This is a genomic window from Ruegeria sp. AH7 (assembly GCF_056541325.1).
In genome coordinates this window covers 82,335-108,828 of the sequence record NZ_JBQFYF010000004.1, presented here as the reverse complement: position 1 = coordinate 108,828, position 26,494 = coordinate 82,335, and the positions used below count along the sequence as shown (strand labels likewise).

The following is a 26,494-nucleotide window of genomic DNA, read 5'->3' as shown; positions in this document are numbered from 1 at the left end:
CTCATGCCCTGGGAAACCCGTTTCAGTTTGAAGGGAAAGAAAGCGCTGATCACCGGTGCATCTTCAGGGATTGGAACCTCAATTGCACAGGTTTTTGCGGATGCAGGAGCGGACATCGCGGCGCATGGCCGCGACAAGGACCGGCTTGCGCAATTGGGAACTGAGGTTCAAGCATTGGGGCGAGATTTTGCAGCAATAACCGGAGACTTGGCTGATGCCGAAGAAACGGCCTTGGTCGCAGCCAGGGCATTGGAGGTTTTTGGGCGGGTCGATATTCTCGTTAACTCTGCCGGAATTGCCCTGACCGGGCCGGTTGTTGACTATGATCTGGCGGATTGGCAGCGCACTTTGGCGGTAAATCTAACAGCGCCCTTTATCCTATCCCGCGCGGTACTGCCTGGCATGATGGAACGCCGACAGGGCAAGATCATCAACATTTCATCGCAGACGGGCGTTATTGCCCTAGCCGATCACGCGGCCTACGCCACCTCCAAGGGGGCGCTCAATTCTCTGACGAAATCGCTCATGACCGAAGCTGCGCCGTACAACGTACAGGTCAACGCGATCTGCCCAACCGTCGTGCTAACCGAAATGGGGAAAGAGCTATGGTCGGCGCCGGAAAAGAAAGATCCGTTTATCGAGCGAACGCCTTTGGGCCGCTTTGGCGCACCTGTCGAGATCGCAGATATGGCCCTGTATCTGGCTGCCCCCGCATCCGATCTAGTGAACGGTGCGATCATGATGATCGAAGGGGGGTATTCAAGCATATGACGCGTTTTGCAAACCAACCCTCTGGGTTTGGGATTGGCCCGTCGATCTGTTTTCGGCACTGCGGAGACTTCCCGGAAGGTGAGGAAAAACGGTACGGTTTGATGTAGAGGAGGCAACTGAATGGTTGATCTGGCGGGCAAGGTGATCGCGATAACGGGCGCTGCGTCGGGGATTGGGCTGGCTTGTGCCAAAGAGTGTATCGCGGCAGGGGCCACGGTTGCTTTGGTCGATCGGAACGAAGCGGCACTAAAGACAGTTTGCGATGACTTGGGGGACGACGCTTTTTCAATCGTTACAGACGTTGCGAGTCCTGACAGCGTGGACCAGATGCTGCCAGAAATCCTCGGAAAAGCGGGGCGTCTGGACGCGTTCCACGCCAATGCTGGCGCTTACATTGGTGGGGACGTTCTGGAAGGCGATCCGGATGCGTGGGATCGTGTTTTGAACCTCAACATAAATGCGGCGTTTCGCTCGGTGCAGGCGGTTTTGCCATATCTGGCCAAACAGGGGTCGGGTGATATCATCATGACCAGTTCCATCGCCGGTGTCATTCCCGTCGTGTGGGAGCCCATCTATACAGCCTCAAAACATGCGGTGCAGGCCTTCACCCACTCTGTCAGACGGCAGGTTGCCAAGCATGGTGTGCGGGTTGGCGCTGTTTTGCCGGGTCCTGTAGTGACCGCTTTGCTGGATGACTGGCCGAAGGAAAAAATGGAACAAGCATTGGCCGAGGGGAGTCTGATGCAACCCAAAGAAGTGGCCGATTGCGTGGTTTTCATGCTCAGCCGCCCCGCGAATGTCACGATCCGGGATCTTGTCATCCTGCCAAACGCGGTGGACCTATGAGCTGTTTCGTAGGCGTAGACGTTGGGACCGGCAGTGCCAGGGCGGGTGTTTTCGACAGCAACGGCACATTGTTTGCGAGCCGAAAGCAAGACATTCAAATGTGGCGCGACACCGGCGATATAGCCGAGCAGTCTTCGACAGACATCTGGCAGGCTGTGTGTGCCTGTGTTCGAGGCGCGGTTGAGGAGAGTGGAATCGAGGCCTCGCAGGTCAAAGGTGTTGGTTTCGATGCGGCGTGTTCAATGGTCGTCCTGGACCAAACCATGCAACCGCTGAGCATCAGCGCCTCGGGTAAGGCCGAGCGCAACGTAATCGTTTGGATGGACCACCGGGCCAAGGATCAGGCCGAGCGTATCAATGGACTGGGCCACCTCGTTTTGGACTATGTTGGCGGGCGGATTTCTCCTGAGATGCAGACGCCCAAGCTGCTGTGGATTAAAGAGAATATGCCGGACTCCTTCCGCAGCGCCGGCCAATTCTTTGACCTGCCGGATTATTTGACATGGGCCGCAACTGGGTCACTGGATCGCTCCGCTTGTACGGTGACATGCAAATGGACTTACCTGGCACATGAACGTCGGTGGGATGACAGTTATTTCAACCAGATTGGTCTGTCAGAATTGCCATCTGAGGAGTATGCCCGTATCGGGCAGAAGATCGTGGCCCCCGGGACACCTCTGGCACAGGGATTGACCGCTCAAGCCGCATCGAGCATGGGGTTGCTTGAAGGTACACCCGTTGGCGCGGGTTTGATTGATGCTCATGCCGGGGGTATCGGCACCGTAGGCGCTAATCCCGAAACAGGACCCGAGTCGACGATGGCCTATGTATTCGGAACGTCCGCCTGCACGATGTCGACTTCAAAGACTGCGCACAAGGTTCCGGGTGTGTGGGGGCCATACTATTCGGCCATGGTGCCGGGAATGTGGTTGTCAGAAGGGGGGCAATCCACGGCCGGGGAAGCGATCGCGCACCTAATCACGAGCCATCCATCAAGCAGCGACGCAACCTCCCTCGCGCAAGCAAAGGGCATGTCACTGCAATCGTTTCTTCTGCGCGAGGTCGAACGGCGCGTGTCAGATGCAAGCGATGCGGTCCGACTGGCAGGGTCCCGGATAATTGTCCCGGATTTTCTGGGCAACCGGGCACCTTATGCCGACCCGGACGCAACCGGAATCGTTTCTGGCCTAACGCTGGCAAATGATAGCGATGACCTCATTGCAACCTATGTCGCTGCAGTGCTTGGGGTAGGTTATGGGATGCGCCAGATTATGGAGGCGCAAGCCGCACATGGTGTTCATCCTTCGACCGTCGCGATTAGTGGTGGCGCAGGGGAAAGCGCCACGATCAAGCAACTTTTGGCAGACGCTAGCGGCGCTCCTGTTCTATCGACAACCTCACCTGAGCCGGTTCTGTTGGGTGCAGCCATGCTAGGTGCTGTGGCAAGCCAGCCAGAAACGTCTCTTGAGGAGGCAATGGCGAGGATGTCGTCAGAAAAGGATCGGTTCTCACCAAAATCTGGCGTGACCGCACAACTACATGATGCCCGTTACGAGGCCTTTAAGGGTCTGCAAGACGTTGAACGGCGTCTACGTCAGGCATTGGCAGCACCTTAAGGGCTACGTACATCGCGTTCCGGAAATAGTTTTTGAACTTCTTCGGCACAGCATTTGAGCCCAAACGGCGAACTGGGAACTATTCGCTAAATCTGTGACGAGGAGGCGGTGTCGCAGCCTGTTTTGTCAGATATGACAATTGGCGCAATCTGGATGATTTCAGGCTCATGGGGTGGTTCACCATCAATAATCCTGAACATCGTGTCCACCATCGCTGAGACATCCTGTCGAACGGAGAACAGATTCTGCGCCATATACTGAGCAAACGGATCCCAATCAAAGCTTCCAAACAGAATTGTGTCTAGTGCGGCCCTGTCATTCTGCGCCAACCAATCAAATACACCCTCCAACGATATCGTCGAGTTTACGAACATCGCAGTCGGCATTCGGCCCGTTTCTTTCAACTTTGCGGCAAATGCGGCCTTAGACTTGGCGGCTGCGTAGCCGCAGGCCAGTATGTTCTCGTCCAAAGGTCTAGCCCCTGCGTCCGAGACCGCATCACGGAAACCGCGTATTCTTTCGCTTGTGTTGTGATCGGTCGGGCGGCCGCCCAGGAACAGAAACTCGTTCTGCCAATCCCGACCTTTTGCTTGCGCATGTTTTATTAGGGCTGCAGTCAATCTATATGCGCCTGTGTAGTTGTCGGAAATGATGGAAGTCGCTACTGTACCGGGCAGATCAAGGTTGATCGTTGGAACGCCCTGCGCCTTGCAAATCCGGGCGATGGTATCGGGGTCAGAGGCACCGGCACAGACGATCCGGTCTACATTGTACGACAGCATCTGCTTGACCGTCGCAAGTTCCAGCTCTGGTTCACGATGTGTGCAAGAGGTCATGGGCAAAAGCCCTCTGGCACGGGCCGCCATTTCGAAACGTTCGGCGATCGCGCCGAAGTAACGGTTGTCGTACATCGGAATAATCATGCCAATCATGCTTGACCTGACGCTGCGAAGGGCGCGGGCCTGCATATTGGGTGCATAGCCCATTTCGTTTGCGATTTGCTGAATCGTCTTGGCGCGCTTTTCACTGATGCGTCGATTGCGCCACGAGCCGTTCAGAACAGCACCAACAGTACTGGCCGAGGTGCCAGCCCGGTCGGCGATGTCGTAAATCGTGACCTGTTTCTTAGTCTCGGTTGTCGACACCGAAGATTCCCCTTTGACAAGATTAGTGTGTTCCATATAGCCTTTGCACCATCGATTGCGCAACAAAGAACAACCGATGGTGCAGTTTGATTTCTGCTGTGCGCTGTCTTTTCGGCGCTGGCCAACCTGGGAGGAAACTATGAAACTTAGACCGATACTCGCAGCCTCAGTCTGCGCTTTTGCTCTTGGTGCAACCAATGTCGCTGCTGAGACTACTATGGGAATCGTCGTCAAAATTGGAGGGATCCCTTGGTTCAACGCTATGGAGGAAGGAATCAAGGAACGTGCCGGTGAGCTGGGTGTCAGCGCCGAGATGATCGGACCGACCTCAGCCGACCCGGCCCTTCAGGTTCGTGCGATTGAAGATCTCATTGCGAAGGGTGTGGATGTCATCGGCGTGGTGCCCAACGATGAGGCGGCGCTTGAACCCGTGTTGCAGAAGGCCTTGGACGCCGGGATCAAAGTGATCGCGCACGAAGGGCCCGGGTTGAACAACGTGGATTGGAACTTCGAACTGGCTTCTGCAGATGGATTCGGTGAAGCGCATGCCAAGCTTCTTTGTGAGAAAACCGAAGAGCCGGGTACCTATGCTGTTTATGTGGGTTCACTGACTGTACCGCTTCACAACGCTTGGGCGGATGCTGGCATCGCCTGGCTGGCTGAGAACTGCTCCGACAAGTTGCAGCCGGTGGGTGATCGTTATGGCGTTGCAGAAAGTGTTGATGACAGCCGTTCGACCGCACTTGACCTGATCGCAGCCAATCCTGATTTGCGTGGCTTCCTTGCGTTTGGCAGCCAAGGTCCGATCGGGGCAGGGCGCGCGATCGAGGAACGTCGCTTGGGCGGCAAGGTCCATGTGCTTGGGCCATTCTCACCCGGTCAGGGCCAGAAGCTGCTGAAAGAAGATGTCATTTCTGGCGGGTTCATGTGGAACCCAGCTGAGGCGGGCCGCGTGTTTGTCACTTTAGGCGACATGCTGGTGAACGGCGAAGAAATCTCGGAAGGAACCGAGATCGAGGGATTGGGTGTTGTCAGTCCGGATGCCGCAACCCGCAACATCATCACCGATAACCTCTTGGAGATTAACAAGAGCACTGTTGACGAGCTGGCTGCCAAGGGGCTCTGATACGATTTAATGTTGATTTGGAGCTCCGCGCATCGCGGATCTCCATTCAGACTAAGAACACACATGAAAACTGATCCAGACAAAGCCCCGGCGCTGAGGCTTCGAAACGTCTCGAAAACCTTCGGTGGCGTAAAGGCGCTGCAATCCGTTGATTTCGAAGTGCGTTCGGGAGAGGTGCATTGCCTTGCCGGAGAAAACGGTTGTGGCAAGTCCACACTGATCAAGCTTGTTACTGGTGTGTATACAGCTGACCCTGGCGCGGAATTGCAACTGTTTGGTCAGCCAGTTGACACGATTTCCCCGACAAAAGCCCGAGCGTTGGGGATCGCGGTTATTTGGCAGGATCTTGCGCTATTTCCGCATATGACCGTCGCGGAAAACATTGCTTTTGATGAGATGGTTGGACTGGTGCCGCGCCTGACGTTCGGACGTCGCTATAAGACCCGCGTACAGGCAGTGCTTGATCGCCTGAAGGTGCCGTTGAACCTGGATACACGACTGGGTGATTTGCCAATTGCGCAACGTCAGATCGTTGCGATTGCGCGGGCGTTAATGGGCGACGCACGTCTGGTGTTTATGGATGAGCCGACGGCGTCGCTAACCCAAAGCGAAACGGATTCATTGCTAGAGGTCGTTCGCACGCTGTCCTCACAAGGTATTGCTGTCGTCTTCGTCAGCCACCGATTGGCAGAAGTGATCGACATTTCAGAGCGGGTCACAGTCCTGCGCGATGGCAAGCTTGTCGGCGTCTATCCGACCGAGGGTATGACGCAATCCCGTCTTGGCGAGCTTATGACCGGGGCGCTTTTGGAGAACACGGTCAGCGCTCAGGACCGTTCTCAGGCGGAACCGGTTCTGGAAACCGTTGGGTTAAGTCGGCACGAAGAGTTCTACGATGTTTCCCTTACCATCCGGCGTGGTGAAGTTCTGGGTTTGACGGGCTTGATCGGAGCCGGCCGCACGGAACTGGCCCTTGCACTAATTGGTATGAAACCACCCGATGCGGGTGAAATCCGGATGGAAGGGTCGTCTGTTCGATTTGCCTCGATCCGCGACTCTATCGCGCGCGGTGTCGCTTATGTGTCGGAAGACAGACTGTCCCTGGGGCTTATTCAGCCGCAATCAATCGCGGATAACACGTCTATTTCAGTGCTTGATCGCATTCTCAATGGGATCGGATTGTTATCCGCCAAACGCCAAGCCGATCTTGTTTGTCACTGGATCAATGAACTTGCAGTCAAGATTGGGCAGCCTAAGGATGCTGTCTCGACGCTGTCAGGCGGCAACCAGCAAAGGGTTGTACTGGCAAAATGGCTGGCAACCGAGCCGCGGCTGTTGATCCTCGACAGCCCAACCGTGGGTGTGGATGTCGGGGCTCGTGCGGGCATCTTTCGCATCGTTAGGCATTTGGCCGAAGAAGGGCTGGCGATCCTTTTGATTTCGGACGAGGTGACCGAAGCGATGTTCAATGCGGATCGTGTGCTGCATATGGCGGATGGGCGTATTGTGGGCGAATACGATCCACGGGCGACCAGCGTTCCCGAACTTGAGGCACGTATCTATGCGTGACTTCTTTCGTGATCATCCCGTCGAGGCGCGCCTCAGTGTTGTGTTGCTTTTGATGATCATTGGTTTGTCGCTTGGTACGGACACCTTCCTGACGTTGGGCAACATCACGTCGTTGTTGAACAATAACGCGGTGAACCTGATCTGGGCGGTTGGCCTGCTGGTCGTCCTCATTGCTGGTGGCATCGATATTTCTTTCGCGGTCGCGGCTTCGGTCGTTCAGTATGTGGCCGCGCAGGTTTTCATGGGCATAGGGGGCGGAAACTGGGCGGTGGGTTTTTTGGTCGCGGGTCTGCTTGGGATCGGTCTTGGAATGATCAACGCCCTTTTGATCCACGGGTTTCGGGTGATTTCTATTGTTATCACCATTGCCACCTTCAACGCGTTCTTTGGGTTGCTGATGTTCTTCACGAAAGGTCGAAACATCTACAACCTGCCGGATTGGTGGACTGATCGTATTTTCATTTTTGAACGACAAGCCTCGGATGGAACCTGGTCGGAACTGAATCTTTCAGTTGCCGTCATGATCGTCTGCGTCGTCGCGACTTGGGGCCTCATCCGTCTGACCACTCTGGGCCGCCAGCTTTATGCCTTTGGCGACAACCCCGAGGGAGCAATGCGTGCGGGCGTGAATATCTGGCAGATGCAAATTGTCGCCTTTGGTTGGTGCGGGATGATGGCCGGCATAGGGGGGCTGATGCAGGTGAACATTGCCCAAGAGGTTGTTCCAAATGCGCTATACGGTCGGGAACTGGACGTGCTGGCTGCGGTGGTCCTCGGTGGGGCTCGACTTGGTGGTGGGCGAGGCACTGTTCTTGGATGCATCCTTGGGGTGATGTTTGTTGCGATCACGCAGAACGGTTTGAACCTTCTTGGAATCTCGCCCTTTGCATTCCAAATGATCATCGGCGCGGCGATCCTGCTGGCCATCTCATCATCAAACCTGAGTTTTGGGCGGCTCCCACGCGGCGCTACAGCTGTCGCAAAGGTGGGCACAACATGAGCTTGCGTGACAGACTCAACACGGCAGTTGGTGCGGAAACCCTGCCATTACTTGTCTTTCTTGGCCTGGTCTTTCTGGCGTTTTCCTTTGCGACCCCTTTGTTCCTGACCGGTGCCAACCTGCGCTCGATGGCGTTTCAGATGCCGGTCTTGGGGTTGCTGACACTGGCAATGCTTGTTCCGATTCTTTCGGGTGGGCTGAACCTTGCCATCATCTTTCAAGCCAACATTTCGGGTCTCGCACTTGCTTGGGTTTTGATACAATTCGGGGGGCCTGATGCCGGACTGGGGGCTTTTGTGCTGGGTGTGGTGCTTGCATTACTGGCGGGTGCTGCTTCGGGCGCTGTCATGGGCGTCGTCGTGGCTTATGTCGGTGCACATCCCATTCTGGTATCGCTTGCCATGATGATCTTCCTGCGAGGGTTGGGTGAGTTCCTGACGCGTGGAGGGGACATATCGGGATTTCCAGAGTACATGAACGTACTGGGCCACGGCAGCGTTATGGGCGTTCCAGTTCCGATGATAGTCTTTCTGGTGGCCGCGCTCATTTGGCATATCATGCTAAGACGATCAAGACACGGGTTCTCGGTCTACATGATCGGTTCGAATATCCAGGCGTCTGAATATTCCGGCCTGCATACGCGCCGGACACTTGTCTTGATCTACGCGATTTCGGGCGTGATATGCGCCGTTGCCGGGATTTTGATGGCGGCGCGATTCAATTCTGTCCGTGTTGGCCACGGTGAGGCTTTGCTGTTGGTGACAGTGCTTGCTTGTTTCCTGGGCGGGATCGATCCGTTCGGCGGGTTTGGGCGTGTTCTACCGGTGGTTCTGGCCTTGATTATCCTGCAAGCGCTTTCATCGGGTCTGAACCTGATCGGTGCCAACCAGCATTTGTCGACCGCTGTCTGGGGGTTGTTTCTGATTGGCGTGATGGCGCTGCGCTGGGTTGGTGAACGGTGGCGAGACAAACGACGAAGAGGGACATGATCATGGAAGGTTTCGGCGTACATACCAGCATGTGGACCATGCATTGGGATCGTGATGGGGCCGAGCGGACGATACCCGCTGCGGCGGCCTACCAGATGGATTTCATCGAGATTGCTTTGCTGGATACCGGCGTTGTGGACGCGGCTCACACGCGCAACTTGCTCGAAAAACACGAAATGCGGGCGGTCTGTTCGCTCGGGCTGCCCGAACAAAACTGGGCGTCAGTCAATCCAGACGGCGCAATCGAGCACCTTGTCGATGCTATGAACATGGCCAGTAAGATGGGTGCCGAAGCCCTTTCCGGCGTCACTTATGGCGGCATCGGAGAACGTACAGGCGTACCACCCACGCAGGCAGAATACGATAATATTGCTCGGGCTTTAGAGGGGGCCGCGAAACATGCTAGGACCCTTGGGATCGCCTTTGGTATCGAGCCGGTAAATCGCTACGAGAACCATTTGATCAATACAGGTTGGCAGGCGGTCGACATGATCGAAAAGGTCGGAGCCGACAACATCTTCATCCATCTCGATACGTATCACATGAATATCGAAGAAAAGGGCGCGGGCAACGGTATCCTCGATGCACGAGAACACTTGCGCTACATTCATTTGTCGGAAAGCGACCGCGGCACACCAGGCGAGGGGACCTGTGACTGGGACGAAATCTACGCCACGCTGGCCGCGATCGGCTTCAAGGGGGGGCTTGCGATGGAAAGTTTCATCAACATGCCCCCTCAGATTGGGTACGGTCTTGCTGTTTGGCGCCCTGTTGCCCCTTCCTTCGAAGACGTTATGGACAAGGGGTTGCCGTTCCTCAGGAACAAAGCGGCCCAGTACCGCCTCATATGATGACAGCAGCAGGTTCATTTGGGGATTTAAGGGGCGGTGTATTTGCTGACGTGCTAAGCTTTTGACCAGAAAAGCTGATATCGCTGTTATCGATGTTGGCAAAACCAATATTGAACTCTGGGTTGCCAGCAAAGACGGCACTTTGCTTGAGAGTCGGTCGACCTCAAACTCGGTTCTGGATGGTCAGACCTGGCGATACCATGACTTGGAAGGCACTTCGATATGGTTGATCACAACGCTTGCAGAGCTTTGCAAGCGGCATCCAATCCGGACGATTGTTCCGGTCGGGCATGGGTCAGGCGGGGTACTTGTCGGCTCGGACGTAGACGGCGCCGGTGCGGGACAAGCCTTGCCGATGATCGATTATGAGCAGGCATGCCCTGCTGACATTGATGCAGAATATCGCAAAAAAGCGGGAACCTTCGAGGATCGCGGCAGCCCGGTGATGATGGCATCCACGCATGCAGCGCGTTAGTTGCTTTGGATGGAACGCATATACCCGGCAGCGTTTTGCAACGCTCGGCACTTTCTGAACATCGCGCAATTTTGGGGTTGGTGGCTGACCGGAGTCGCGGCCTCTGAATACTCGGCAATGGGGGCGCAGTCGCATCTGTGGAATGTATCGCAGCGACGGTGGACGCCGATTGTTCTGGAGCAAGGTTGGGAAACACTTATGCCAGAATTCAAGGCGGCCTGGAACCCTCTTGGACCGGTGCGCGAGGACCTTGTGCAGCGATTTGACTTACCTCAGGACATGGTGGTGTTGACCGGAGCACATGACTCAACGGCCAACTTTTTTCGCTATCTGGCCGCGCAGGTTAAAGATTTTACGCTGGTTTCTACGGGAACCTGGGTTGTCGCTTTGTCGCGTGACGTTGAAACCGGAAAACTTGATCAGTCACGTGGCACCACGATTAACGCAGATATGGCTGGCACCCCGATCGGTGGGGCACTGACGATGGGTGGGCGAGAGTTTTCGGCCATTGCCGGAGCAGACACAAGCGATGAAGTTGCCGAACAAAAGGTCGTGGCGCGTCTGATCGCGCGGGGTACGATGGCCATGCCGAGTTTTGGTGACAATGACGGGCAGTTTCCCGGCTCAGCCAGACGAGGTCATATTGTCGGTGCTCCTCCAGAAAACCAAGCTGAGCGCGCGGCGCTTGCGGTTCTGCATTCGGCATTGCTGACAGTCACCTGCACTGATGTCTTGAACGGGGGCTCAAGGCTCATCTTGGATGGCACGTTTCTGAAGGACCCAATGTACGCGCAAATCGTCGCGGCCTTGCGTCCGGGCCTTCGCACAGAAGCGTCGCATGAAACTCATGGTGTTGTCGCAGGTGCGTTGCAACTCGCACGCAGGGCGTCGGGTAGCCTATCGACGCCTCTGACGCTTGAACCGGTCGTACCCATTGTACTGCCGGGCCTGACGGAATACGCGACGCAATGGCGCGAGGCCGCAAATCGACAAGGAGGCCAATCTTATGACTGAACAAGATCTACGCGAGCGTATGGTTGAGACATGTTTGAAAATGAACTCCACGGGGATTAATCAGGGCACGGCCGGAAATCTGTCGGTCCGTTTCGAGGATGGGTTCCTGATAACACCGTCGTCTTTGCCCTATGACAAGATGATTCCCGACGATTTGGTGGAAATGGATTTCGAAGGCACCTATGTCGGGCGCAGGCCATCATCTGAATGGCGTTTCCATCGCGATATTCTGAAAGCCCGTCCGGATATCGATGTCGTGTTGCATTGCCATTCGGTTTACGCAACGACGCTTGCCTGCCATCACCGCCAGATCCCGGCTTTCCACTATATGGTCGGAGTGGCTGGCGGAACGACCATCCCCTGTGCCGAATATGCTACATTTGGGACGCAGGAGCTATCTGAGGCGGTGCTGGCGGTGCTCAAAGGCAGAACAGCGTGTCTGTTGGCTCAACATGGGCAGATCGCGATCGGCAAGACACTGGACAAGGCTCTTTGGTTGGCGACAGAGGTCGAGACTTTGTCGCGACTTTATGTGCAGGCGCTACCGCTTGGGGAACCGCCGGTTTTGTCGAATGAAGAAATGTCACGTGTGATCGATCAGATGCACCGAATGGACTATGGCCTTGGACCAGAGCCTGAAGGCAGCAACGACATCGCACTACCACGCGGCTAGTGTTTGCGGAGCTCATTTTAGAGCTCTTGTCAGAAGGACTTTCTTTTTGACGTGCAGGGGGCTTTCTCATCCTGCGTATGTAAGAAAACAATCGGCACCTAAGATATCGATACCAGGTCAGCCTGTCCGTGGCTTAAAAGCGGCGCGCCCATTGGGGTTCTGTTCGACCTGCTTGGGCGGCACTGAGTTGAACCCAACAACGCCACTGCCCGCGTGCCGATCAACAGGCCGCATACATATGAGCGACTTCCGAGAACATGCGAGAAAGCAATTGCCAACAGCAGCTGGCACATACAATTGGGCCGCGTGCGCAAAAGTCATCGGCTTGAAGAAGCAATGTTAGAATGTCCAGCATTGGCAATGTGAAAGCGTCACACATTCGTTTTGAGCACGCCCGATTCTTGGGGGCGATCGTCTTGTTTTCATTTAGCAGTTTATGTGGCATACGTACGCCAATTCGCGACTACCTTCGAGGTAAGCGACGAGTATTTAGCCTCCAATAAGGTTTGGCACAGCCAGCGCTACCGCCGGGATCATCAGGATCAGACCAACGCGAATGATCTCGGCTCCGAGGAAGGGTATCACACCACGAAAGACTGTCGACATAGGTGTGTCGCGCGTCAGGGATGAGATGATGAAAACATTGAGTCCAACGGGTGGCGTGATCAACCCTAGCTCCACAACGACCAGTGCTAGAATTTCAAATCATATCCTGAGGCCATCGTTGTCCATCCGGAATGCGGCTGTTTCTGCGGTCACGAAACCCGCCTAGCATTCGATTAGCGTCCCGGTGTTCTAAGTGGCCATCTTGCGATCTCGTATTGTGGATCAGTTGTCGGATTTGCATATCCTCCCGCGTCCTTGCACCATGCGAATGAAGCATGGAGGCGAAAATGATATACGCAATCACGATTTATGGGGAGCCGGGCGTGTTCGAAGCGCTGCCTAAAGATCGCCAGAACGAAGTGATGTCAGGCCACGGCGCGTTGCAAACGGCGCTATCTGAGCGCGGGGAGTTCGTATCGATGAAGTTAATGCCGCCGACCTCTGCCGTGATGGTCGAGCCCGCTCCAACCGAAGGCACAGCGCCATTGATCACCGACGGCCCATTTGCCGAGACCAAGGAGAACTTCCTCGGGTTTTATGCTGCCGAATTCAAAGACCTTGATGAGGCGTTGGAATACGCAAAAATGATCTCATCCCCTGTAGCAAGGCTTGAGGTGCGACCAGTGGCCTGGGCTGGCGGTGTGATCTCGTCGGAATAGGACATGTCGGACTGGCTCGAGGCCACTTTCACTCTGCACCGACCGCGTGCGCTTGCAGCCCTGACCCGTTTGTTTCGGGATATCGATATGGCGGAAGAAGCATTTGCCGACGCCTGCCTAAAAGCTCTGACGGTTTGGCCCAAAGACGGAGCACCTCGTGACCCGTTGGCGTGGTTGCTGACGACGGCGCGCAACGCGGGTCTTGATGATTTGCGCAAATCGCAGCGCCGCGCGGCAATCCTGTCGCGCCACGGTGAGGAGTTTCAGCCGATGCCTGCCGAAACCCCAGATCCGGACGAATTGCGCGACGATGTTTTGCGGCTTCTGTTCATCTGCTGCCATCCCGAACTGGAACATCGAGATCAGATAGCCATTGCCTTGCGGGTCGTCCTGGGGTTGAGCGTCGATGAAATCGCGAGCGGTTTTCTAATCAAGCCCAAGACCATGGAACAGCGGATTACCCGAGCCAAAAAAAAGATCGCGAGCAACCCGGTTGCTTTCGAAACACCCAGCCCAGCAGAACGGGGTGCGCGATTGGGTGAGGTCTCTCTGATGGTTTACTTGATGTTCAATGAAGGATGGTCAACCTCGGCCGGTCCAACGCAAATCAAGCTTACCTTGTGTGAAGAGGCGATCCGTTTGGCACGTCTGCTTGCGGCACTGTTTCCGGCGATGGGGGAACAGGCCGCCTTGCTGGCACTATTGCTGTTTCAACACGCGCGGCGACATGCGCGCATTGATCCAGAAGGCAAGCTTGTCGCATTGGATGATCAGGATCGCAGTCTTTGGGATCGCGCGAACATCGCCGAAGCGACGGGTCTTTTGCAAAAGGCCCAGCGGATAGGACATCATGGTGTCTATATCATTCAGACTGCAATCGCGGCGACCCATGCCCATTCGGCCTCGGTTGATGACACCGACTGGTCATTGATTGAAAGTCACTACGCTGCGCTTTACGCATTGCAACCAACGCCTGTCGTCCGACTTAACCAGATTGCAGCGCAGGCCAGGCTGCATGGCCCGCATTACGCGCTGAAAGCGATGGAGCCTCTGAAACAGGATTTGTCTGCGTATCGCTGGTTCCACGCAATGCGCGGTGGCTTGTTGCAGGAAACGGGTGACCACAGCGCGGCGATTTCTGCGTTTGAAACCGTTATTGCACTTGGCCCTACGGCTCTCGAACGTGATGCAATTGCAGAGAAAATTGCAATCAGCGAAGAAAGTTTACGCAGCGTGTAGGGATCGCGGTGCGTTGTGCGTCCTTGGATCAGACCCGTATTTGGCGGGCGCAACCAAGGGAGAAGCACATGAGTATTCTTGAGATGACCACTGTCGGGAATTCCGGTTGGATCGGACATTCCGGTCCCGACCAGGGCAAAGCCAAGGCCTTCTATCAAGAGGTGCTAGGCTGGACGATCAACGACATGCCCATGCAGGATGGGTCAAGCTATTCCGCCGCCGTCGTGGAAGAAACCGCGATTGGCGGATTTTCCCCGATGCCGGAAGATCACGGCAGTTGGACGATCTTTTTTACGGTTGCCGACGTGGAGGCCAGTGTCGCCAAGGCTGAGGCCAAAGGGGCCGTAGTTGTTCAGCCGGCGATGGATATGCCGGGGGTCGGCCGCATGGCCACTCTGACTGACCCGCAAGGGGCTCGGTTTGCGCTCATCACATATGAGAGCATGGCGTCTTAAGCGCGATCAAAGAGGAGGCATCACATGGAACAGTTTCCGCAGATCGCGCTGGCCGTTACGGCAGTGTTTGTTTTGATGAGCATTCCGATGGCGATTGCCGTTGGTGTACGTCGCACCAAGACGGGAATTTCTTTGCTTCACGGTGAAGATGAAAGCCTCCTGCGGCTGATGCGGGCGCATGGAAACTTCATCGAATACGTGCCGCTTGCGCTGCTGGCCCTTGCAGGGGCTGAGATTGCGGGAACTGCACCCTGGCTGGTCGCTACCTGCGGTGGCGTGTTGCTGCTTGCCCGTCTTATCCACTATTTCAGCCTCAGCACTTCGGTGAATGGCAAGGGGCGCGCGATTGGCGCAGCGCTCACCAATATGGCAATGCTGGTGCTTGCGCTGGCAATCCTCTGGCAGCTTTGGACCGGCATCTGATGCCCGTGGACGAAACACACAACGCCCGCATGCGAGACGCTCTGGCCGCGCATGTGGGCATTTCCGAAAAACGAATGATGGGTGGTACGTGCTTCTTCTTGAACGGCAACATGCTTTGTGGTGCGCGCAGACATCAGGATGGCGTGGGTCGGTTCATGTTCAGGGTGGGAAAGGTGAACGAGCCCACGGCATTGCAAGACCCCACGGCCCGCGCTGTGATTCATGGCATCCGCAAGCTGGGCGGTTTTGTTCGCGTTGACGCATCAGATTGCAATGACGCAGTCTTGCAACGGTGGCTGCACTTCTGCCTCGAACATGCAGCGGTGTTGCCCAAGAAAGACTGAACGGAGGATCTTATGGCCCAATTCGATTGTTTTGCTGCCGAGGCAGTAGGCTTCCTGCAAGAACTGAAGGCCAACAATACCAAGGACTGGTTTGCAGCGAACAAGGCGACGTATGAGACTCACATTAAGGCACCCAGCAAGCTGTTCGCCGAAGATATGGAGTTGGCGCTACACGACTTGACCGGGCAGGATCATAGCAGCAAAATCTTTCGGATTCATCGCGATGTTCGGTTTTCCAAAGACAAGACACCCTATAACGCGCATCTGCACCTTGCGTTCCTACCGACAGGACAGGCGGTTCAGCCGCCAATGTGGTTCTTTGGCCTTTCCCCAGAAAGGCTATCGCTCGGTTGTGGGGTGTTCCAGTACGAAAAAGGGGCTTTGGGCGTTTTCCGCGATGCGATGGCGGGCCCTCTGGGCGCAGAGTTGACCCAGACCACCATAGAGATGCGAAAACAGGGTTTCCGGGTCGGTGACCCGGAGTTGAAGCGCATCCCGCCTGGTTTTGACAAAAATCATCCTTATGAGGAAGCGTTGCGGCGCAAAGGCTTTGCGGTTTGGATGGATGCCATGTCTTCTAACTTTGCCCACGAACCAAACCTAACGGAACGAACAGCAACCAAGCTGGCTGAACTAATGCCGGTGTTTCAACTGCTTTCCCGGATCAAGTGACCCCACTATCGCGAACGCAGCAAATGGCGGATTTGACGAGCACACCGCAACTTGGCTCTGGTTGGATGAACGGCAGGGAAGGGCCGATTACTGCAGCGCGCGACGGTCCCTTGCTGACAATGCTACACTGGCTCTGAGGTCGGCGGTGAGCCCAAAGTTACCGATTTCATTCCCAGAATTGGTTTTAGTCAACAGCATGGATGCAAAATTTCACACACTAGAGAGCCTCGTTGGTGATCTCTTTTCACTTGACGTTCAATAAGGTAACGGAATCTTGGTACACGGATCAATGAAAGCGGTTGGCCCAGTTGTTAGTGGACCAAGAACAGTCATTGAAGCGCTTGTCAGAGCTGTCGGTGAAACAGGGCTGGTAGGAATGCCTAGCTTTTCCGGAGACGCATACTTTCCGGTTGAAATAGACCAGTCTGCATTGGCGCCAGATGAGATCGCTCAATTCGAGGATTCAGTACTTGGGCCGACGTACGAAATCACCGACATCAGACATGGGTGTTATTGCGGAGACATTCAGAACGGCGGTGCATCCAAGCGCTGCTTTGAACACAGAGTGCCAAATGCTGCGGTTGGCCTAAATACGTGCGAAGCGTGCGTCGCTGCGGTTGGTCGTGCAAGGACGGCCCATAGCAGACCTTGAACAGAAAACGGAGATGCAGCGTCAGCAGCCTGCTTTGCCGACATTAGCGGCAAGCTTACAGTTCTGAAAGCTACCTCGAGCGGTCTGGTTCGTTGGTGTTGCGTGCAATCAAGCTTTCAATTTCGTTCATTACTTCATCCGGCAAAGCACCGAAGGTCAGTGCGCCTGAAATGCCCTCAATTTGTTCTTCTGTCCGTGCGCCCGGAATCGGTACATATGTTTCAGATTGGCCCCATATCCACCCAAGAGCCCCCTGCACAAGCGTTCGACCATTTGTGGTGAGTAAATCGCGAACCGTATCGAGCTGTCGCATGAAATCTGGATTTACCCGGCCATCCGTATAGTACTCCATCCAGCTTTCGCCGGATGCACGCACATCATCAGACGCCATAATGGTATTCCGATTGTATTTCCCTGTAAGCAGCCCCATCGCAAGCGGTGAGCGGATAAGGGACAACAATCCTTCCTCTTGGACCACCTGTTGCATGCGGGGCGCGTCGAAAAAGACGTTCAACACGTATTCCACTGCACTGAAGCCATCCCTGGATGCGGCTGCCCGGGCGCTTTCGGAATAGTCGGTGCTCCAACCATAGGCGCGCAGCTTCCCGGCCTCTTTTAGCCGGTCGAGTTCGTCAAACACAGCCTCGGCCTGGTCAATTGGCATATCGTTCACATGCAACAGCAACAGATCGATCCGATCCCGCTCCAGCCGCGACAGACACCCATCTACAGCAGGGCCAACCTGATCCGGGGTGAAGGATTCAAATGAAATCTGTCTGCTCGCTTCATCGATCCCAACCCCGATCTTTGTGACAATCAGGACGTCGGGTCGATGCCTTAGCGCTTTGCCCAACAAACGTTCCGAATGCCCAGCGCCATAGGCGGCTGCAGTGTCAAAAAGTGTGATCCCACCGTCCAGTGCCGCGTGGATCGTACGAATGGAGGCACCGTCGTCCGATCGGGTGTAACCCAACGACTGCTCACCACAGTACATTTTGCCACCAATCGGCCAGCACCCCATGCCAAGGGGTGAGATTTCGGTTTCGAGAAAGTTCATCTGTGAGTCTCCTGACTGATCCTTCAGAAAAAACGCCATCACAGCCTTTTCATCAACAACACAAAATGTAACCTTTATTTCATGTATGAAAGTAACTTTGACTGGGACAACCTGCGGCTTTTCCTTGCGGTTGCCAGAGCGGGCGGGCTTGGGCCAGCAGCTGAACAGACCGGCAAGAGCGCACCCACGCTGGGTCGGCGCATGATTGAGCTTGAGCGCAACCTCGGAAGCGAGCTGTTTCACCGTAATCCGCGAGGGTATGATCTGACTGAGGACGGACAAGCGCTGTTGAAAAAAGTCGAAAGCATCGAAGCGCGTGTCCTACCTGTCACGGAAAGCAGCCTTGCTACTGCACCACCGTTGGTCAAAATTTCGGCCGGGACCTGGGTAACAAGAATTTTGATTGGCGCTCTCGCAAGACTTAAGGGATCAATGCCAGTCCGGCTGCGTTTCATCTCGTCAGAAGACCTATTGAACATCGGACACAGGGAAGCCGCGATTGGTATTCGAAACCACCGGCCAGAAGAGATCGGCTTGGCCGGCCGCAAGATCGGGCGGGTTCGGTTTGCGGTCTATGCTGCGGAAGAAGGCATTTCGACCTGGGTGCGCGTCATGTCCAAAACACCCTCGGCCAGATGGGTGAGAGAACATTCGCAAGAGGACGACGCCATCGAAGTTACGGCGCCACAGAATGCGCTTGAGCTTGCAAATGCAGGTCTTGCCAGAGCGGTTCTGCCAACTTTCATTGGAAACACACAGCCGGGCCTGATACCAGTGTCACCTTTGATCGACGATCTGGAACATGATCAATGGCTCGTCACGCATCATGAAGATCGGTTTCTTGCTGAGGTGCGGCATGTCATAGATCGCACCTATGCAGTGATGTCGGAAGCGTGTGAAAACGGTTGAACCGATGTTGGCTGTTAGCACTATTCGCCCAACCGTTCCATCAACCGGGCGTAAGCCATTTGGCCACGTCTGAAGGTTGGCAGACGGAAGAACTCGTCAGGGGCGTGTTGGTTTTCATCCTCATGTCCAAAGGCAAACATGACAGCATGCAGACCCAGCTCGTCCAGTAAGGTCGACATCACAGGGATCGATCCGCCAACGCGGGTTTTGTACGCTGGTTTGCCGTAAACCTCTTCGAGAACCTGTCCCGCGATTGCGGTTGCGTTGTGGCCGGCCGGTACAAGAAACGGATCCGCGCGCCCTGGGTTGCGCGATACCTCAGCAGTGACACCCGGCGGGCAATGAGCCTCAACATGGGCCGAGATCAGATCAAAGATCTTTTCGGGGTTCTGATTGGCGACCAAGCGACACGTGATCTTGGCCGAAGCAACTGCAGGCAAAACGGTCTTTGTGCCTTCCCCTTGCCAACCACTGGTCAACCCGTTGACCTCAAGCGTCGGACGCGCCCACAGATTTTCACGTGTTGAATATCCCGGCTCACCCAAGGTTGCTGGCGCTCCGGTCTGGACCAGATAGGCCGCCTCGTCCCAGGGAACCCGCGCAATTGCCGCGCGGTCTTCATCTGTCAGCTCGACGACATCGTCGTAGAAACCATCCACCGTGATGCGACCATCGGTCGATTTCATACTGGCAAGCAACTGGGCCAGCGCCATCGCCGGGTTTGCGACGCCGCCGCCATGCATACCAGAATGCAAATCGGATTTGGCGCCCTGAACCGAGATCTCAAGTGAGGTGAGCCCTTTCAGACCGAGGACAAGTTGCGGCGTCTCGGTATCCCACTGGCTGCCATCGGCAGAAAAGATCATATCGGCCTGAAGCCGGTCGAGATTTGCCTCGATAAAGGGCGGAAGGTCGGGCGATCCGATCTCTTCCTGGCCCTCAAAGAAAAACCGCACATTGACTGGCAGTTTCCCGGTTTCCGCCAGCAGAGCCTCAGCCGCAAGGATCGGGATGAACATGGCGCCTTTGTCGTCGGTCGCCCCACGCCCGTAGATCCGATCTCCGCGGATCGTTGGCTCGAACGGAGGCGAAGACCAGAGCTCAAATGGTTCGGCTGGTTGCACGTCAAAATGGCCATAGATCAGAATCGTAGGCACATCAGGCCCGGCATGCAGCCAATCGGCACAGACCACCGGATGACCGGCAGTCTCCATCATCTGAACGTTTTCCATTCCCGCCGCAACCAACCGATCAACCACCCACTGCCCGGCCTTTCGAACATCGCCCGCGTTTTCGGGTTTGGCTGAAACCGATGGAATACGAATGAAGTCGCACAGCTCTTCAACAAAGCGCGATTGGTGTGTGTCGAGATATTCGGTCCAGCTCATTCCATGCCCTCTCTGATGCTGGCGCCTAACTTACGAAACTGGACGTGGCCCGCAAGCCTGCGGAAGACAACCTAATACTTTTAACAACCCTACATGCTTGAGCGATGTTAGTTCGGCCCAGAACTACTTTTGCAACTAGGTTCTGAGGTAGTTAGGTCACAGGCAATGAAGTTGGCCTGGCGCAATGAATTGAACGCTAACAGAGACCATGCGAGCGATAAAAACTTCGACATCGCAAACTGGCTGTTGAGCTGACCGGGTTTCGCGAGGCCGGCACTGGGGTTCTGACCAACGGCGCGATCGAACTTTATAATCACCTTGTCAGTGATATTGTCCGGCGTGTCCGTGACTGGTGATCCGAACTGCCGCACGGCAGGTATCACCTTTGCAGGCACTGGTTACCGAGATTTATGGGTTGGTTCAGAACGAGGATCTAACGGGTGATGAGCTTCGTGCAAGTATTGTGGCTTTGATCAAGCCTTTCCGCTCGGAACGTTGGCCGTTCGCACGCGAAATGGCGACCCAGTGGGAGCTCTGCGTTGACATCAATGATCTGTCGCGGCTTCTCGCTGTTGCTGCTGATCTGGAACCTAATCTGCCAGCCAACCACCCATTGGCCGAGGTGTTCGCCGTTCTTGACGTTGCAACCAATAAAGAACTCACCTCTCGGTCAGAGGAACGTCTTAGGACGCGCGTGGCTGGGGTTCGCAGCAGATGAGGATTGGGTGGCGTCACACCGTTCCTGGACGGCGGCAACCGTGTTGCTGATCAAACGAAGCCTGTGCAACGGGTCGGCCAGTATCTCTCACAGTCGTGATCACCGTGATCTCGACAAGCATCTGATATCAAACGATGTATGGAAGAAGAACCCGGGCCGTTACCGCGGGGTCCGCCGCCCCGATACGAAAGGCAGCGACATCAGACATCAGATATGTGGTCGTGTCCTCGCCTACAAGACAGCCGTCAGGGGCTTCTGAGAACCGGCTGTGATACCAATCGCGCAAAGCCGGAGCCTTCGGATCACGCCAGACCAGATCCTCACCGTCCATCTGAAAGAAATCGCGATGCGCAATCGGATCATCGGCATCAAAAAAGTACAATTCGTTTTTGGCCATCCAGACACCAGGGTGCTGATCCAGCACCTGATGCAATGAGGTCGTTCCACATTTCGGTGCCCCTCCGATAATGAAATCCGGTGTTTTCAAAATCATCGACTCCAAAATGGCCAATCGTTCAGGCGTTAAGACAGCTTGATGGGCGCGTGGGTGCTTCTGGGTGCAATTGCCGATGCTTGTTTTACCAAGGCCTGGCAGCGATCCAGAAACTGGATGTTCTGATGGTCCTCGTTGAACTCGCTCTCCACCTTTTCCCGTGCTGTCTTGGCAAGGGCTTTGGCCAGATCGGGGTTTTGAGCGAGAAGGACGATGTTTTTGTAGAACCCTTCTGCATCGCGCTCATCCGCCAGCAAACCGGTTTCACCATGGGTCACAAGCTCTGGGATGCCGGAATGGTTGGTGGTGCAAACCGGTGTCCCCAATGCCATTGCCTCCATCAATGTGACCGGGATGCCTTCCTGATCACCATCCCTGGCCGTCAGGCTTGGCACAAACAAAACATCCGCACCCGCTATCTGATACAGCGCATCCTTGTGCGGCAACGATCCCAGAAATTCAATGCGATCCCCGAGCTTTGCGTTCTCCACCTGATCGCGCAGTTGATCCATTAGGGGACCATCCCCGCCTATATCATAACGCCAATCCAGTTCAGGGTGCCTCTGACGCAGCAGTTTCAGCGCCATGATTGCTGTTTCTAAGCCCTTTTTCTCAACAAGCCGACACACGCTAACAAAGCGTAGTGTTGTTCCGAACGATGGAGAGCAAAATTCGTATTCCGAGATCGGGATACCGAGATGCCGGGTTTCAACATGATCTGACGGTGCGCCGCATTCCACAAGTTGCCGGGCAAACTGCTTATTTACGGTGACGTGCAGATCTCCTTCGGTAAAGAGGTCACGATAGCCCGCCAAAACATCACGCTGGTATTCAACGCTGACATCGCGACCATGGAAAACGGTCACAAGCGGGGGGCGATGTTTCCAGCCACGTTGTGCCCGAGCGACCGCCCTTCCCCGAAACCCGAAATGCGCAACAACAACATCGGCATCGATCTGACGTCGCCACGCAGCACGGTCCAGCTGTGCGGCGATCCGGCGAGACCACGAACTCGGTAAAACCTTAAGGATACGTGGCTGTTCGCGTGGCCAGATGATCGTCTTCACATTGCCAAGCAAGCTTTCCTGTTCCTCTGAAAGAGCAATGTCCGTGCCGACCGTCTTGCACGCGACAATCACCTCGTGCCCTTGCCGCAAGGCGTGAAGCACCTGCGAGGTCACAAAGGTTTGCGACAGAACCGGAAAGCTTGAGACACAAAAGCAGATCTTCATAGCCCGCTTCCTTGGGTGATCGAAGTCCGCATATCAGGCTGGAACGCTGGCATCTTGCTCAGACACTGCGCGCTTGAGCACCGAAATAAAAGTGTCATGCTGGCGATGGAAGTTCAGCTCGGGCCGTTGAGCGTAGGCCAACGCTTTTTCGGACAGATCGGCATAAGCGGTGTCATCGAACCAGAGTCTGCGCAGCGCGGCGACCCAGTCTTCGGTCGGTGCATCATGGGGCAGGACAATACCGCCAGGTCCAATAGCCTGACCCAGCCCACCACTGTCCGAGCCGACAACAGGGATACCACTACAATGGGCCTCGGACGCGACGCGGCCCCAGGCTTCTTCCCACTGGCTTGGGGCCAACAGGACCTTTGTGCGGCCGTAGACCCTCGACATATCCGAGGTTCGGCTCATGTAAGTTACATTCGGCAACTCGGCGATCTCAGCCATGATCTGTTTGAAAAGCCCGTCCCACAAGGTCCAGGCCTCGACAAACAAGAAAGGAATATCGGGACATGCGCGCGCCATGTCGCGAGCCACCTCATATCCTTTTTTGGGGTGGATGTTGATCAGTGTCGCAAACTCTTTTGTCGAATCGCAGCTGTATTCTTCAAAGTTTATGGTCGGGGTGATAACTGTGCAGTCGATACCATAAGCGTCGCGATATGCTCCGGCCGTAAAGTTAGAATTAGCGATGAAACTAGCACCCGGAATGGCGCTGACATCGCCATCATTCTCATTGAATTCTACATTTCGTAGATAAAGCACAACGGGCAGGCCCATCTTTGCGAACTCATGCCCCAGATGGGCCGAATGGCGTGTCTGGATCACAACGACATCGGGCCGGAAATGCCGGGCAGCTGCGGCGATCCGATGCGGATCGGTCGGCTCCCACGTACGCATCACCTCATAACCTTGCCTTTGGTCGATACTGAACGGTCGGCCTGTCATCTTGCGTTGCACGCGCATTCGAAAACCAAAAACCCCGCGCCCGGAAAAGCCGCAATAAACTGCACAATCGTGGCCCTGTGCTATACTCTGTCTGATCAGGTGATCGGTGCTGTTCTGGGTTCCGCCGCTGGCTTCGGGCAACCAGCTATTCCCGCCGGCAAACAGAATTCGCATTGTCAAAACCTTCCAGATTCGTATGAAAACAGCGGGCTCAGTGACGTCTGAGGAAAACTCATGTGCAGGATTCTTGGCATGATTCCGCCTTCCACATTTGGCAGGTTTGTGTGAACAGAGCGGCGTCCTGCGCATAAATACTGCGCAGATGATCGGCCGCTGATTGCGGCAGCTCCGAGCGCCGCCCGTTTGTTTTATTGGCATGTTTAAGGGCACTAGGGGCCACACCGGCAAATTTCTCCAGCCCCTGCGCTATCCTGTGAAACGGGATCAAATGATCTACCTTGACGACATCACCGTCAGAGATGAAGTCGCTTTGGGGGCGGAAGTGAAAATACCGCATGGAGGTAGCCCGAAACGACAGGTTATTGCAGAACCGGTTCAGGAACGCGTCAATTGAGCGATCCCCGATCATACGCGCACCGAATTGTCTGTCCTGCTCGTTCCGTCCGCCAGATTTGAGATAATCGAATGCCGATAGGAACCGATCCACCGGATCACGTAGTATCGCGATCTTGGGAAGAGATTGCCAGGCGCGCGGACAAAGCGCCTGAACCTCGCGCCATGTTCGATGACGAACGTGATAACCATAGATCGCATCCTCGACCGAGGTGCCCGCGTTCTTGGGAATATGAATCAGGATCAACCCGCGTTTCATATAGACGTCGTCAAGTTTTGGATCGGGTTTGGGATGAGACCGTGCAATCATCCGATCAGGCGCGACCTGCCAGCCGATCCGGGTTCCGATCTTTTCGAGATAAGTCAACGCAACTCCTCCGTCATACAACGGCGAGTCGCACACTGACCGACGAGATATAGCGTTCCTATTCGCATCAGGCGTGTTTCCCCGATCTAGATCGGCGGAGGGTTCTTGCTGCCTGGCTAAGCAGCTGCTTAGCCTCTATCAGAATCTCGCGCCCGTAGGAGCTGAACGTCAAAACGACCACAAAAACCAAATAGCTCAGAGCAGTCGCTATCAGCAGTTTCACAATCGCAGTATCGGGCAATGCCGCTCGGTTGCCCCAAACGACTGCATAGGCGGCAAGCCCGGCGCAAAAAACCGGCAAGATATGCTTGCATAAGCTGTCTCGACCAATTGGTCCTTTTCGGCTGACAAGAGCCCAAAGCGGAAACAGCTTCAGGACCGTGACGGCGGCATAAGCCACTGCAACTTCCCTCACACCGTATTGCACACCCCACAGAAAGGACCCGCAGGTCACCACGGCTGACGCGAGGCCCCAAAATGCCATCTCGGTCGTACGCCCCTGACTGACAAACAGCCAGCCCGTTGGATTAGCGAGCGGTTGAGCCAGGGCGGCGATTCCCAAAGCCGCAAAAATTGGCGCGCTGTCGGCCCATTGCGCGCCTAAAAGAAAGGGAACCGCCGTCTCTGCCATACCGGTCATCGCGGCGACACCGGGCAGGATCGCGAGCTGCATCAACCCAAAGACACGAAAAAATGCACGGGCATAGCGCTCAGACTCATCCTGCATACGCGAAAGGACAGGCACCATGACCTGCGACAGAGGCTGAGCCACCCGGTTCAGCGGAAACAGTATCAGCTTGTAGGCGCGGTCATAAAACCCAAGCGCCGCGCTGCCCCAGACCCGACCGATCAGAATACTATCCAGATTGCGCGACAGAAAATTTGCCAGTTTGAAACCTGTGATCCCGGCCCCAAACCCCAGCAAATCGGTTGTTCCCGGCGCTAAGCCGGGCCGCGAAGGGCGCCAGGCCACCCAGACCCAAACCATCACAGACCCAACAACTCCGCCCACTAACGTACCCGCAACCAAGGCCCAGGGTGAGGGCGAGACAAGCGCCCACAGGATCGATGTTGCAAGGGTGGCCAGCGCAACCATTCCGCTGTTTATTGCGATCCGTCCAAACATCATCTGGCGGTTCAGCAGCGCAAAATGTTGCGCACCAAGGGCGGTCAGCATCATGCCAAGCGCCATCGCTCGGATCAGCCAGATCAGGTCTGGTTCATTGTAGAATTGTGCGATCAACGGTGCCATCAGGATCAGGAAAATCGTCAGGACAGCGCTCACGCCCATATTGATCCAGAACAGCGAATTGAGCTGACCGTATGTCAGCGACTTTTTCTGAATAACGGCTTGCAGCAGACCCATTTCCTTGAACATCGACAAGAAGGCGACAACCGGACCAATCATCGCGATACGGCCAAAGTCGGCAGGCATCAACAGACGCGACAGAATGAGGACCGAAGCGATCTGACAGCCGACTGTCACACCCTGGCTGAGCCCGGTGTAAAAGCTGCCCTGCAGAACGGTACCTTTGTAACTGTCATGAGCAACAGTTTCGACTGCCTCATGAAGTCCATGTTGAGCCATTGCGAGGTTCTTTCCGACAATCCGACATCGTGCGTTGAGGCGACCTAAGCACGCCGGGACGTGACTCGCCCATCCTTTGCAGTTGCAGCATCCTTT

The 26,494-nt window shown here is 55.4% G+C and carries 29 protein-coding genes; 20 read left to right on the top strand and 9 right to left on the bottom strand.

Going from position 1 to position 26,494, the window contains the following annotated elements; genetic code table 11:
• The first annotated feature begins 3 nt into the window (after positions 1-3).
• The 3 genes from ACR0JX_RS11050 to ACR0JX_RS11040 all read left to right on the top strand — a co-directional run bounded on the left by ACR0JX_RS11050 (position 4) and on the right by ACR0JX_RS11040 (position 3,233).
• Complete coding sequence (locus ACR0JX_RS11050) at positions 4-771, top strand: SDR family NAD(P)-dependent oxidoreductase (RefSeq protein WP_480543855.1); 768 nt, start codon at positions 4-6, stop codon at positions 769-771.
• A 120-nt stretch (positions 772-891) separates the two neighbouring features.
• On the top strand, positions 892-1,617 hold the full coding sequence (locus tag ACR0JX_RS11045; protein WP_480543854.1) for an SDR family oxidoreductase: 726 nt from the start codon (positions 892-894) through the stop codon (positions 1,615-1,617).
• Positions 1,614-3,233, top strand: coding sequence for an FGGY-family carbohydrate kinase (locus ACR0JX_RS11040; protein ID WP_480543853.1), 1,620 nt, complete (start codon positions 1,614-1,616; stop codon positions 3,231-3,233). Before ACR0JX_RS11045 ends, ACR0JX_RS11040 begins: the two co-directional genes overlap by 4 nt.
• An 86-nt stretch (positions 3,234-3,319) precedes the next feature.
• Here ACR0JX_RS11040 and ACR0JX_RS11035 read toward each other — a convergent pair whose 3' ends face one another.
• Positions 3,320-4,378 (bottom strand): LacI family DNA-binding transcriptional regulator, encoded by a 1,059-nt coding sequence (locus ACR0JX_RS11035; protein WP_480543852.1) that lies wholly within the window; start codon positions 4,376-4,378, stop codon positions 3,320-3,322.
• Between the two features lie 139 nt (positions 4,379-4,517).
• Here ACR0JX_RS11035 and ACR0JX_RS11030 point away from each other — a divergent pair, with 139 nt between their 5' ends.
• From ACR0JX_RS11030 to ACR0JX_RS10995, 8 genes are all read left to right on the top strand, one after another.
• Positions 4,518-5,504 carry a substrate-binding domain-containing protein gene (locus tag ACR0JX_RS11030; RefSeq protein ID WP_480543851.1) on the top strand — a complete coding sequence of 329 codons (987 nt, stop codon included), beginning with the start codon at positions 4,518-4,520 and terminating at the stop codon, positions 5,502-5,504.
• A gap of 63 nt (positions 5,505-5,567) precedes the next feature.
• Positions 5,568-7,073: a sugar ABC transporter ATP-binding protein gene (locus ACR0JX_RS11025; protein WP_480543850.1), complete on the top strand. Its 1,506-nt coding sequence runs from the start codon at positions 5,568-5,570 to the stop codon at positions 7,071-7,073.
• Complete coding sequence (locus ACR0JX_RS11020) at positions 7,066-8,073, top strand: ABC transporter permease (protein ID WP_480543849.1); 1,008 nt, start codon at positions 7,066-7,068, stop codon at positions 8,071-8,073. Before ACR0JX_RS11025 ends, ACR0JX_RS11020 begins: the two co-directional genes overlap by 8 nt.
• Positions 8,070-9,062: an ABC transporter permease gene (locus ACR0JX_RS11015; protein ID WP_480543848.1), complete on the top strand. Its 993-nt coding sequence runs from the start codon at positions 8,070-8,072 to the stop codon at positions 9,060-9,062. The genes ACR0JX_RS11020 and ACR0JX_RS11015 overlap by 4 nt, the downstream gene beginning before the upstream one ends.
• Entirely contained in the window at positions 9,059-9,913 is an 855-nt protein-coding gene (locus tag ACR0JX_RS11010; protein WP_480543847.1) for a sugar phosphate isomerase/epimerase family protein, read from the top strand. Before ACR0JX_RS11015 ends, ACR0JX_RS11010 begins: the two co-directional genes overlap by 4 nt.
• Before the next feature lie 61 nt (positions 9,914-9,974).
• Positions 9,975-10,388, top strand: coding sequence for a hypothetical protein (locus ACR0JX_RS11005; RefSeq protein ID WP_480543846.1), 414 nt, complete (start codon positions 9,975-9,977; stop codon positions 10,386-10,388).
• A 9-nt stretch (positions 10,389-10,397) separates the two neighbouring features.
• A complete protein-coding gene (locus ACR0JX_RS11000; RefSeq protein ID WP_480543845.1) occupies positions 10,398-11,402 on the top strand; it encodes a hypothetical protein in 1,005 nt (334 codons plus the stop codon).
• A complete protein-coding gene (locus ACR0JX_RS10995; RefSeq protein WP_480543844.1) occupies positions 11,395-12,075 on the top strand; it encodes a class II aldolase/adducin family protein in 681 nt (226 codons plus the stop codon). Before ACR0JX_RS11000 ends, ACR0JX_RS10995 begins: the two co-directional genes overlap by 8 nt.
• Positions 12,076-12,564: 489 nt before the next feature.
• Here ACR0JX_RS10995 and ACR0JX_RS10990 read toward each other — a convergent pair whose 3' ends face one another.
• A complete protein-coding gene (locus tag ACR0JX_RS10990; protein WP_480544118.1) occupies positions 12,565-12,765 on the bottom strand; it encodes a TRAP transporter large permease subunit in 201 nt (66 codons plus the stop codon).
• A gap of 203 nt (positions 12,766-12,968) precedes the next feature.
• Here ACR0JX_RS10990 and ACR0JX_RS10985 point away from each other — a divergent pair, with 203 nt between their 5' ends.
• The 7 genes from ACR0JX_RS10985 (at position 12,969) to ACR0JX_RS10955 (ending at position 17,125) form a co-directional block, all read left to right on the top strand.
• Positions 12,969-13,340 (top strand): YciI family protein, encoded by a 372-nt coding sequence (locus ACR0JX_RS10985; RefSeq protein ID WP_480543843.1) that lies wholly within the window; start codon positions 12,969-12,971, stop codon positions 13,338-13,340.
• A 3-nt stretch (positions 13,341-13,343) separates the two neighbouring features.
• The gene (locus ACR0JX_RS10980) at positions 13,344-14,579 is read left to right on the top strand and encodes an RNA polymerase sigma factor (RefSeq protein ID WP_480543842.1); all 1,236 of its coding nucleotides are present in this window, start codon (positions 13,344-13,346) and stop codon (positions 14,577-14,579) included.
• 68 nt (positions 14,580-14,647) lie between these two features.
• Positions 14,648-15,034 (top strand): VOC family protein, encoded by a 387-nt coding sequence (locus ACR0JX_RS10975; RefSeq protein ID WP_480543841.1) that lies wholly within the window; start codon positions 14,648-14,650, stop codon positions 15,032-15,034.
• Between the two features lie 24 nt (positions 15,035-15,058).
• Positions 15,059-15,457 (top strand): MAPEG family protein, encoded by a 399-nt coding sequence (locus ACR0JX_RS10970; RefSeq protein ID WP_480543840.1) that lies wholly within the window; start codon positions 15,059-15,061, stop codon positions 15,455-15,457.
• The gene (locus ACR0JX_RS10965) at positions 15,457-15,801 is read left to right on the top strand and encodes a TfoX/Sxy family protein (RefSeq protein ID WP_480543839.1); all 345 of its coding nucleotides are present in this window, start codon (positions 15,457-15,459) and stop codon (positions 15,799-15,801) included. Before ACR0JX_RS10970 ends, ACR0JX_RS10965 begins: the two co-directional genes overlap by 1 nt.
• A gap of 12 nt (positions 15,802-15,813) precedes the next feature.
• Positions 15,814-16,473 (top strand): DUF2461 domain-containing protein, encoded by a 660-nt coding sequence (locus tag ACR0JX_RS10960; protein ID WP_480543838.1) that lies wholly within the window; start codon positions 15,814-15,816, stop codon positions 16,471-16,473.
• 274 nt (positions 16,474-16,747) lie between these two features.
• Positions 16,748-17,125: an AAC(3) family N-acetyltransferase gene (locus tag ACR0JX_RS10955; RefSeq protein ID WP_480543837.1), complete on the top strand. Its 378-nt coding sequence runs from the start codon at positions 16,748-16,750 to the stop codon at positions 17,123-17,125.
• Positions 17,126-17,195: 70 nt separating this feature from the next.
• Here ACR0JX_RS10955 and ACR0JX_RS10950 read toward each other — a convergent pair whose 3' ends face one another.
• Positions 17,196-18,182: an aldo/keto reductase gene (locus tag ACR0JX_RS10950; protein ID WP_480543836.1), complete on the bottom strand. Its 987-nt coding sequence runs from the start codon at positions 18,180-18,182 to the stop codon at positions 17,196-17,198.
• Between the two features lie 81 nt (positions 18,183-18,263).
• On the opposite strand from ACR0JX_RS10950, the gene ACR0JX_RS10945 reads away from it, so the two are divergent.
• Positions 18,264-19,091, top strand: coding sequence for a LysR family transcriptional regulator (locus tag ACR0JX_RS10945; RefSeq protein ID WP_480543835.1), 828 nt, complete (start codon positions 18,264-18,266; stop codon positions 19,089-19,091).
• A gap of 20 nt (positions 19,092-19,111) precedes the next feature.
• Here ACR0JX_RS10945 and ACR0JX_RS10940 read toward each other — a convergent pair whose 3' ends face one another.
• The gene (locus tag ACR0JX_RS10940; protein WP_480543834.1) at positions 19,112-20,479 is read right to left on the bottom strand and encodes a dipeptidase; all 1,368 of its coding nucleotides are present in this window, start codon (positions 20,477-20,479) and stop codon (positions 19,112-19,114) included.
• 385 nt (positions 20,480-20,864) lie between these two features.
• On the opposite strand from ACR0JX_RS10940, the gene ACR0JX_RS10935 reads away from it, so the two are divergent.
• Positions 20,865-21,197: a hypothetical protein gene (locus tag ACR0JX_RS10935; RefSeq protein WP_480543833.1), complete on the top strand. Its 333-nt coding sequence runs from the start codon at positions 20,865-20,867 to the stop codon at positions 21,195-21,197.
• 127 nt (positions 21,198-21,324) lie between these two features.
• Here ACR0JX_RS10935 and ACR0JX_RS10930 read toward each other — a convergent pair whose 3' ends face one another.
• The 5 genes from ACR0JX_RS10930 to ACR0JX_RS10910 all read right to left on the bottom strand — a co-directional run bounded on the left by ACR0JX_RS10930 (position 21,325) and on the right by ACR0JX_RS10910 (position 26,398).
• Entirely contained in the window at positions 21,325-21,690 is a 366-nt protein-coding gene (locus ACR0JX_RS10930) for a sulfotransferase (RefSeq protein ID WP_480543832.1), read from the bottom strand.
• A gap of 29 nt (positions 21,691-21,719) precedes the next feature.
• Positions 21,720-22,922 carry a glycosyltransferase gene (locus ACR0JX_RS10925; protein ID WP_480543831.1) on the bottom strand — a complete coding sequence of 401 codons (1,203 nt, stop codon included), beginning with the start codon at positions 22,920-22,922 and terminating at the stop codon, positions 21,720-21,722.
• 33 nt (positions 22,923-22,955) lie between these two features.
• On the bottom strand, positions 22,956-24,044 hold the full coding sequence (locus ACR0JX_RS10920; RefSeq protein WP_480543830.1) for a glycosyltransferase: 1,089 nt from the start codon (positions 24,042-24,044) through the stop codon (positions 22,956-22,958).
• A 58-nt stretch (positions 24,045-24,102) separates the two neighbouring features.
• On the bottom strand, positions 24,103-24,810 hold the full coding sequence (locus ACR0JX_RS10915) for a sulfotransferase family protein (RefSeq protein WP_480543829.1): 708 nt from the start codon (positions 24,808-24,810) through the stop codon (positions 24,103-24,105).
• A 67-nt stretch (positions 24,811-24,877) separates the two neighbouring features.
• Positions 24,878-26,398: a lipopolysaccharide biosynthesis protein gene (locus ACR0JX_RS10910; protein WP_480543828.1), complete on the bottom strand. Its 1,521-nt coding sequence runs from the start codon at positions 26,396-26,398 to the stop codon at positions 24,878-24,880.
• Between the last annotated feature and the right edge of the window lie 96 nt (positions 26,399-26,494).

Bases quoted from the DNA above. Each gene is read 5' to 3' on its own strand.
- ACR0JX_RS11050 (WP_480543855.1), top strand. From the start codon at position 4: ATGCCCTGGGAAACCCGTTTCAGTTTGAAGGGAAAGAAAGCGCTGATC.
- ACR0JX_RS11045 (WP_480543854.1), top strand. From the start codon at position 892: ATGGTTGATCTGGCGGGCAAGGTGATCGCGATAACGGGCGCTGCGTCG.
- ACR0JX_RS11040 (WP_480543853.1), top strand. From the start codon at position 1,614: ATGAGCTGTTTCGTAGGCGTAGACGTTGGGACCGGCAGTGCCAGGGCG.
- ACR0JX_RS11030 (WP_480543851.1), top strand. From the start codon at position 4,518: ATGAAACTTAGACCGATACTCGCAGCCTCAGTCTGCGCTTTTGCTCTT.
- ACR0JX_RS11025 (WP_480543850.1), top strand. From the start codon at position 5,568: ATGAAAACTGATCCAGACAAAGCCCCGGCGCTGAGGCTTCGAAACGTC.
- ACR0JX_RS11020 (WP_480543849.1), top strand. From the start codon at position 7,066: ATGCGTGACTTCTTTCGTGATCATCCCGTCGAGGCGCGCCTCAGTGTT.
- ACR0JX_RS11015 (WP_480543848.1), top strand. From the start codon at position 8,070: ATGAGCTTGCGTGACAGACTCAACACGGCAGTTGGTGCGGAAACCCTG.
- ACR0JX_RS11010 (WP_480543847.1), top strand. From the start codon at position 9,059: ATGATCATGGAAGGTTTCGGCGTACATACCAGCATGTGGACCATGCAT.
- ACR0JX_RS11000 (WP_480543845.1), top strand. From the start codon at position 10,398: ATGGAACGCATATACCCGGCAGCGTTTTGCAACGCTCGGCACTTTCTG.
- ACR0JX_RS10995 (WP_480543844.1), top strand. From the start codon at position 11,395: ATGACTGAACAAGATCTACGCGAGCGTATGGTTGAGACATGTTTGAAA.
- ACR0JX_RS10985 (WP_480543843.1), top strand. From the start codon at position 12,969: ATGATATACGCAATCACGATTTATGGGGAGCCGGGCGTGTTCGAAGCG.
- ACR0JX_RS10980 (WP_480543842.1), top strand. From the start codon at position 13,344: ATGTCGGACTGGCTCGAGGCCACTTTCACTCTGCACCGACCGCGTGCG.
- ACR0JX_RS10975 (WP_480543841.1), top strand. From the start codon at position 14,648: ATGAGTATTCTTGAGATGACCACTGTCGGGAATTCCGGTTGGATCGGA.
- ACR0JX_RS10970 (WP_480543840.1), top strand. From the start codon at position 15,059: ATGGAACAGTTTCCGCAGATCGCGCTGGCCGTTACGGCAGTGTTTGTT.
- ACR0JX_RS10965 (WP_480543839.1), top strand. From the start codon at position 15,457: ATGCCCGTGGACGAAACACACAACGCCCGCATGCGAGACGCTCTGGCC.
- ACR0JX_RS10960 (WP_480543838.1), top strand. From the start codon at position 15,814: ATGGCCCAATTCGATTGTTTTGCTGCCGAGGCAGTAGGCTTCCTGCAA.
- ACR0JX_RS10950 (WP_480543836.1), bottom strand. From the start codon at position 18,182: ATGAACTTTCTCGAAACCGAAATCTCACCCCTTGGCATGGGGTGCTGG.
- ACR0JX_RS10945 (WP_480543835.1), top strand. From the start codon at position 18,264: ATGTATGAAAGTAACTTTGACTGGGACAACCTGCGGCTTTTCCTTGCG.
- ACR0JX_RS10940 (WP_480543834.1), bottom strand. From the start codon at position 20,479: ATGAGCTGGACCGAATATCTCGACACACACCAATCGCGCTTTGTTGAA.
- ACR0JX_RS10930 (WP_480543832.1), bottom strand. From the start codon at position 21,690: ATGATTTTGAAAACACCGGATTTCATTATCGGAGGGGCACCGAAATGT.
- ACR0JX_RS10925 (WP_480543831.1), bottom strand. From the start codon at position 22,922: ATGAAGATCTGCTTTTGTGTCTCAAGCTTTCCGGTTCTGTCGCAAACC.
- ACR0JX_RS10920 (WP_480543830.1), bottom strand. From the start codon at position 24,044: ATGCGAATTCTGTTTGCCGGCGGGAATAGCTGGTTGCCCGAAGCCAGC.
- ACR0JX_RS10910 (WP_480543828.1), bottom strand. From the start codon at position 26,398: ATGGCTCAACATGGACTTCATGAGGCAGTCGAAACTGTTGCTCATGAC.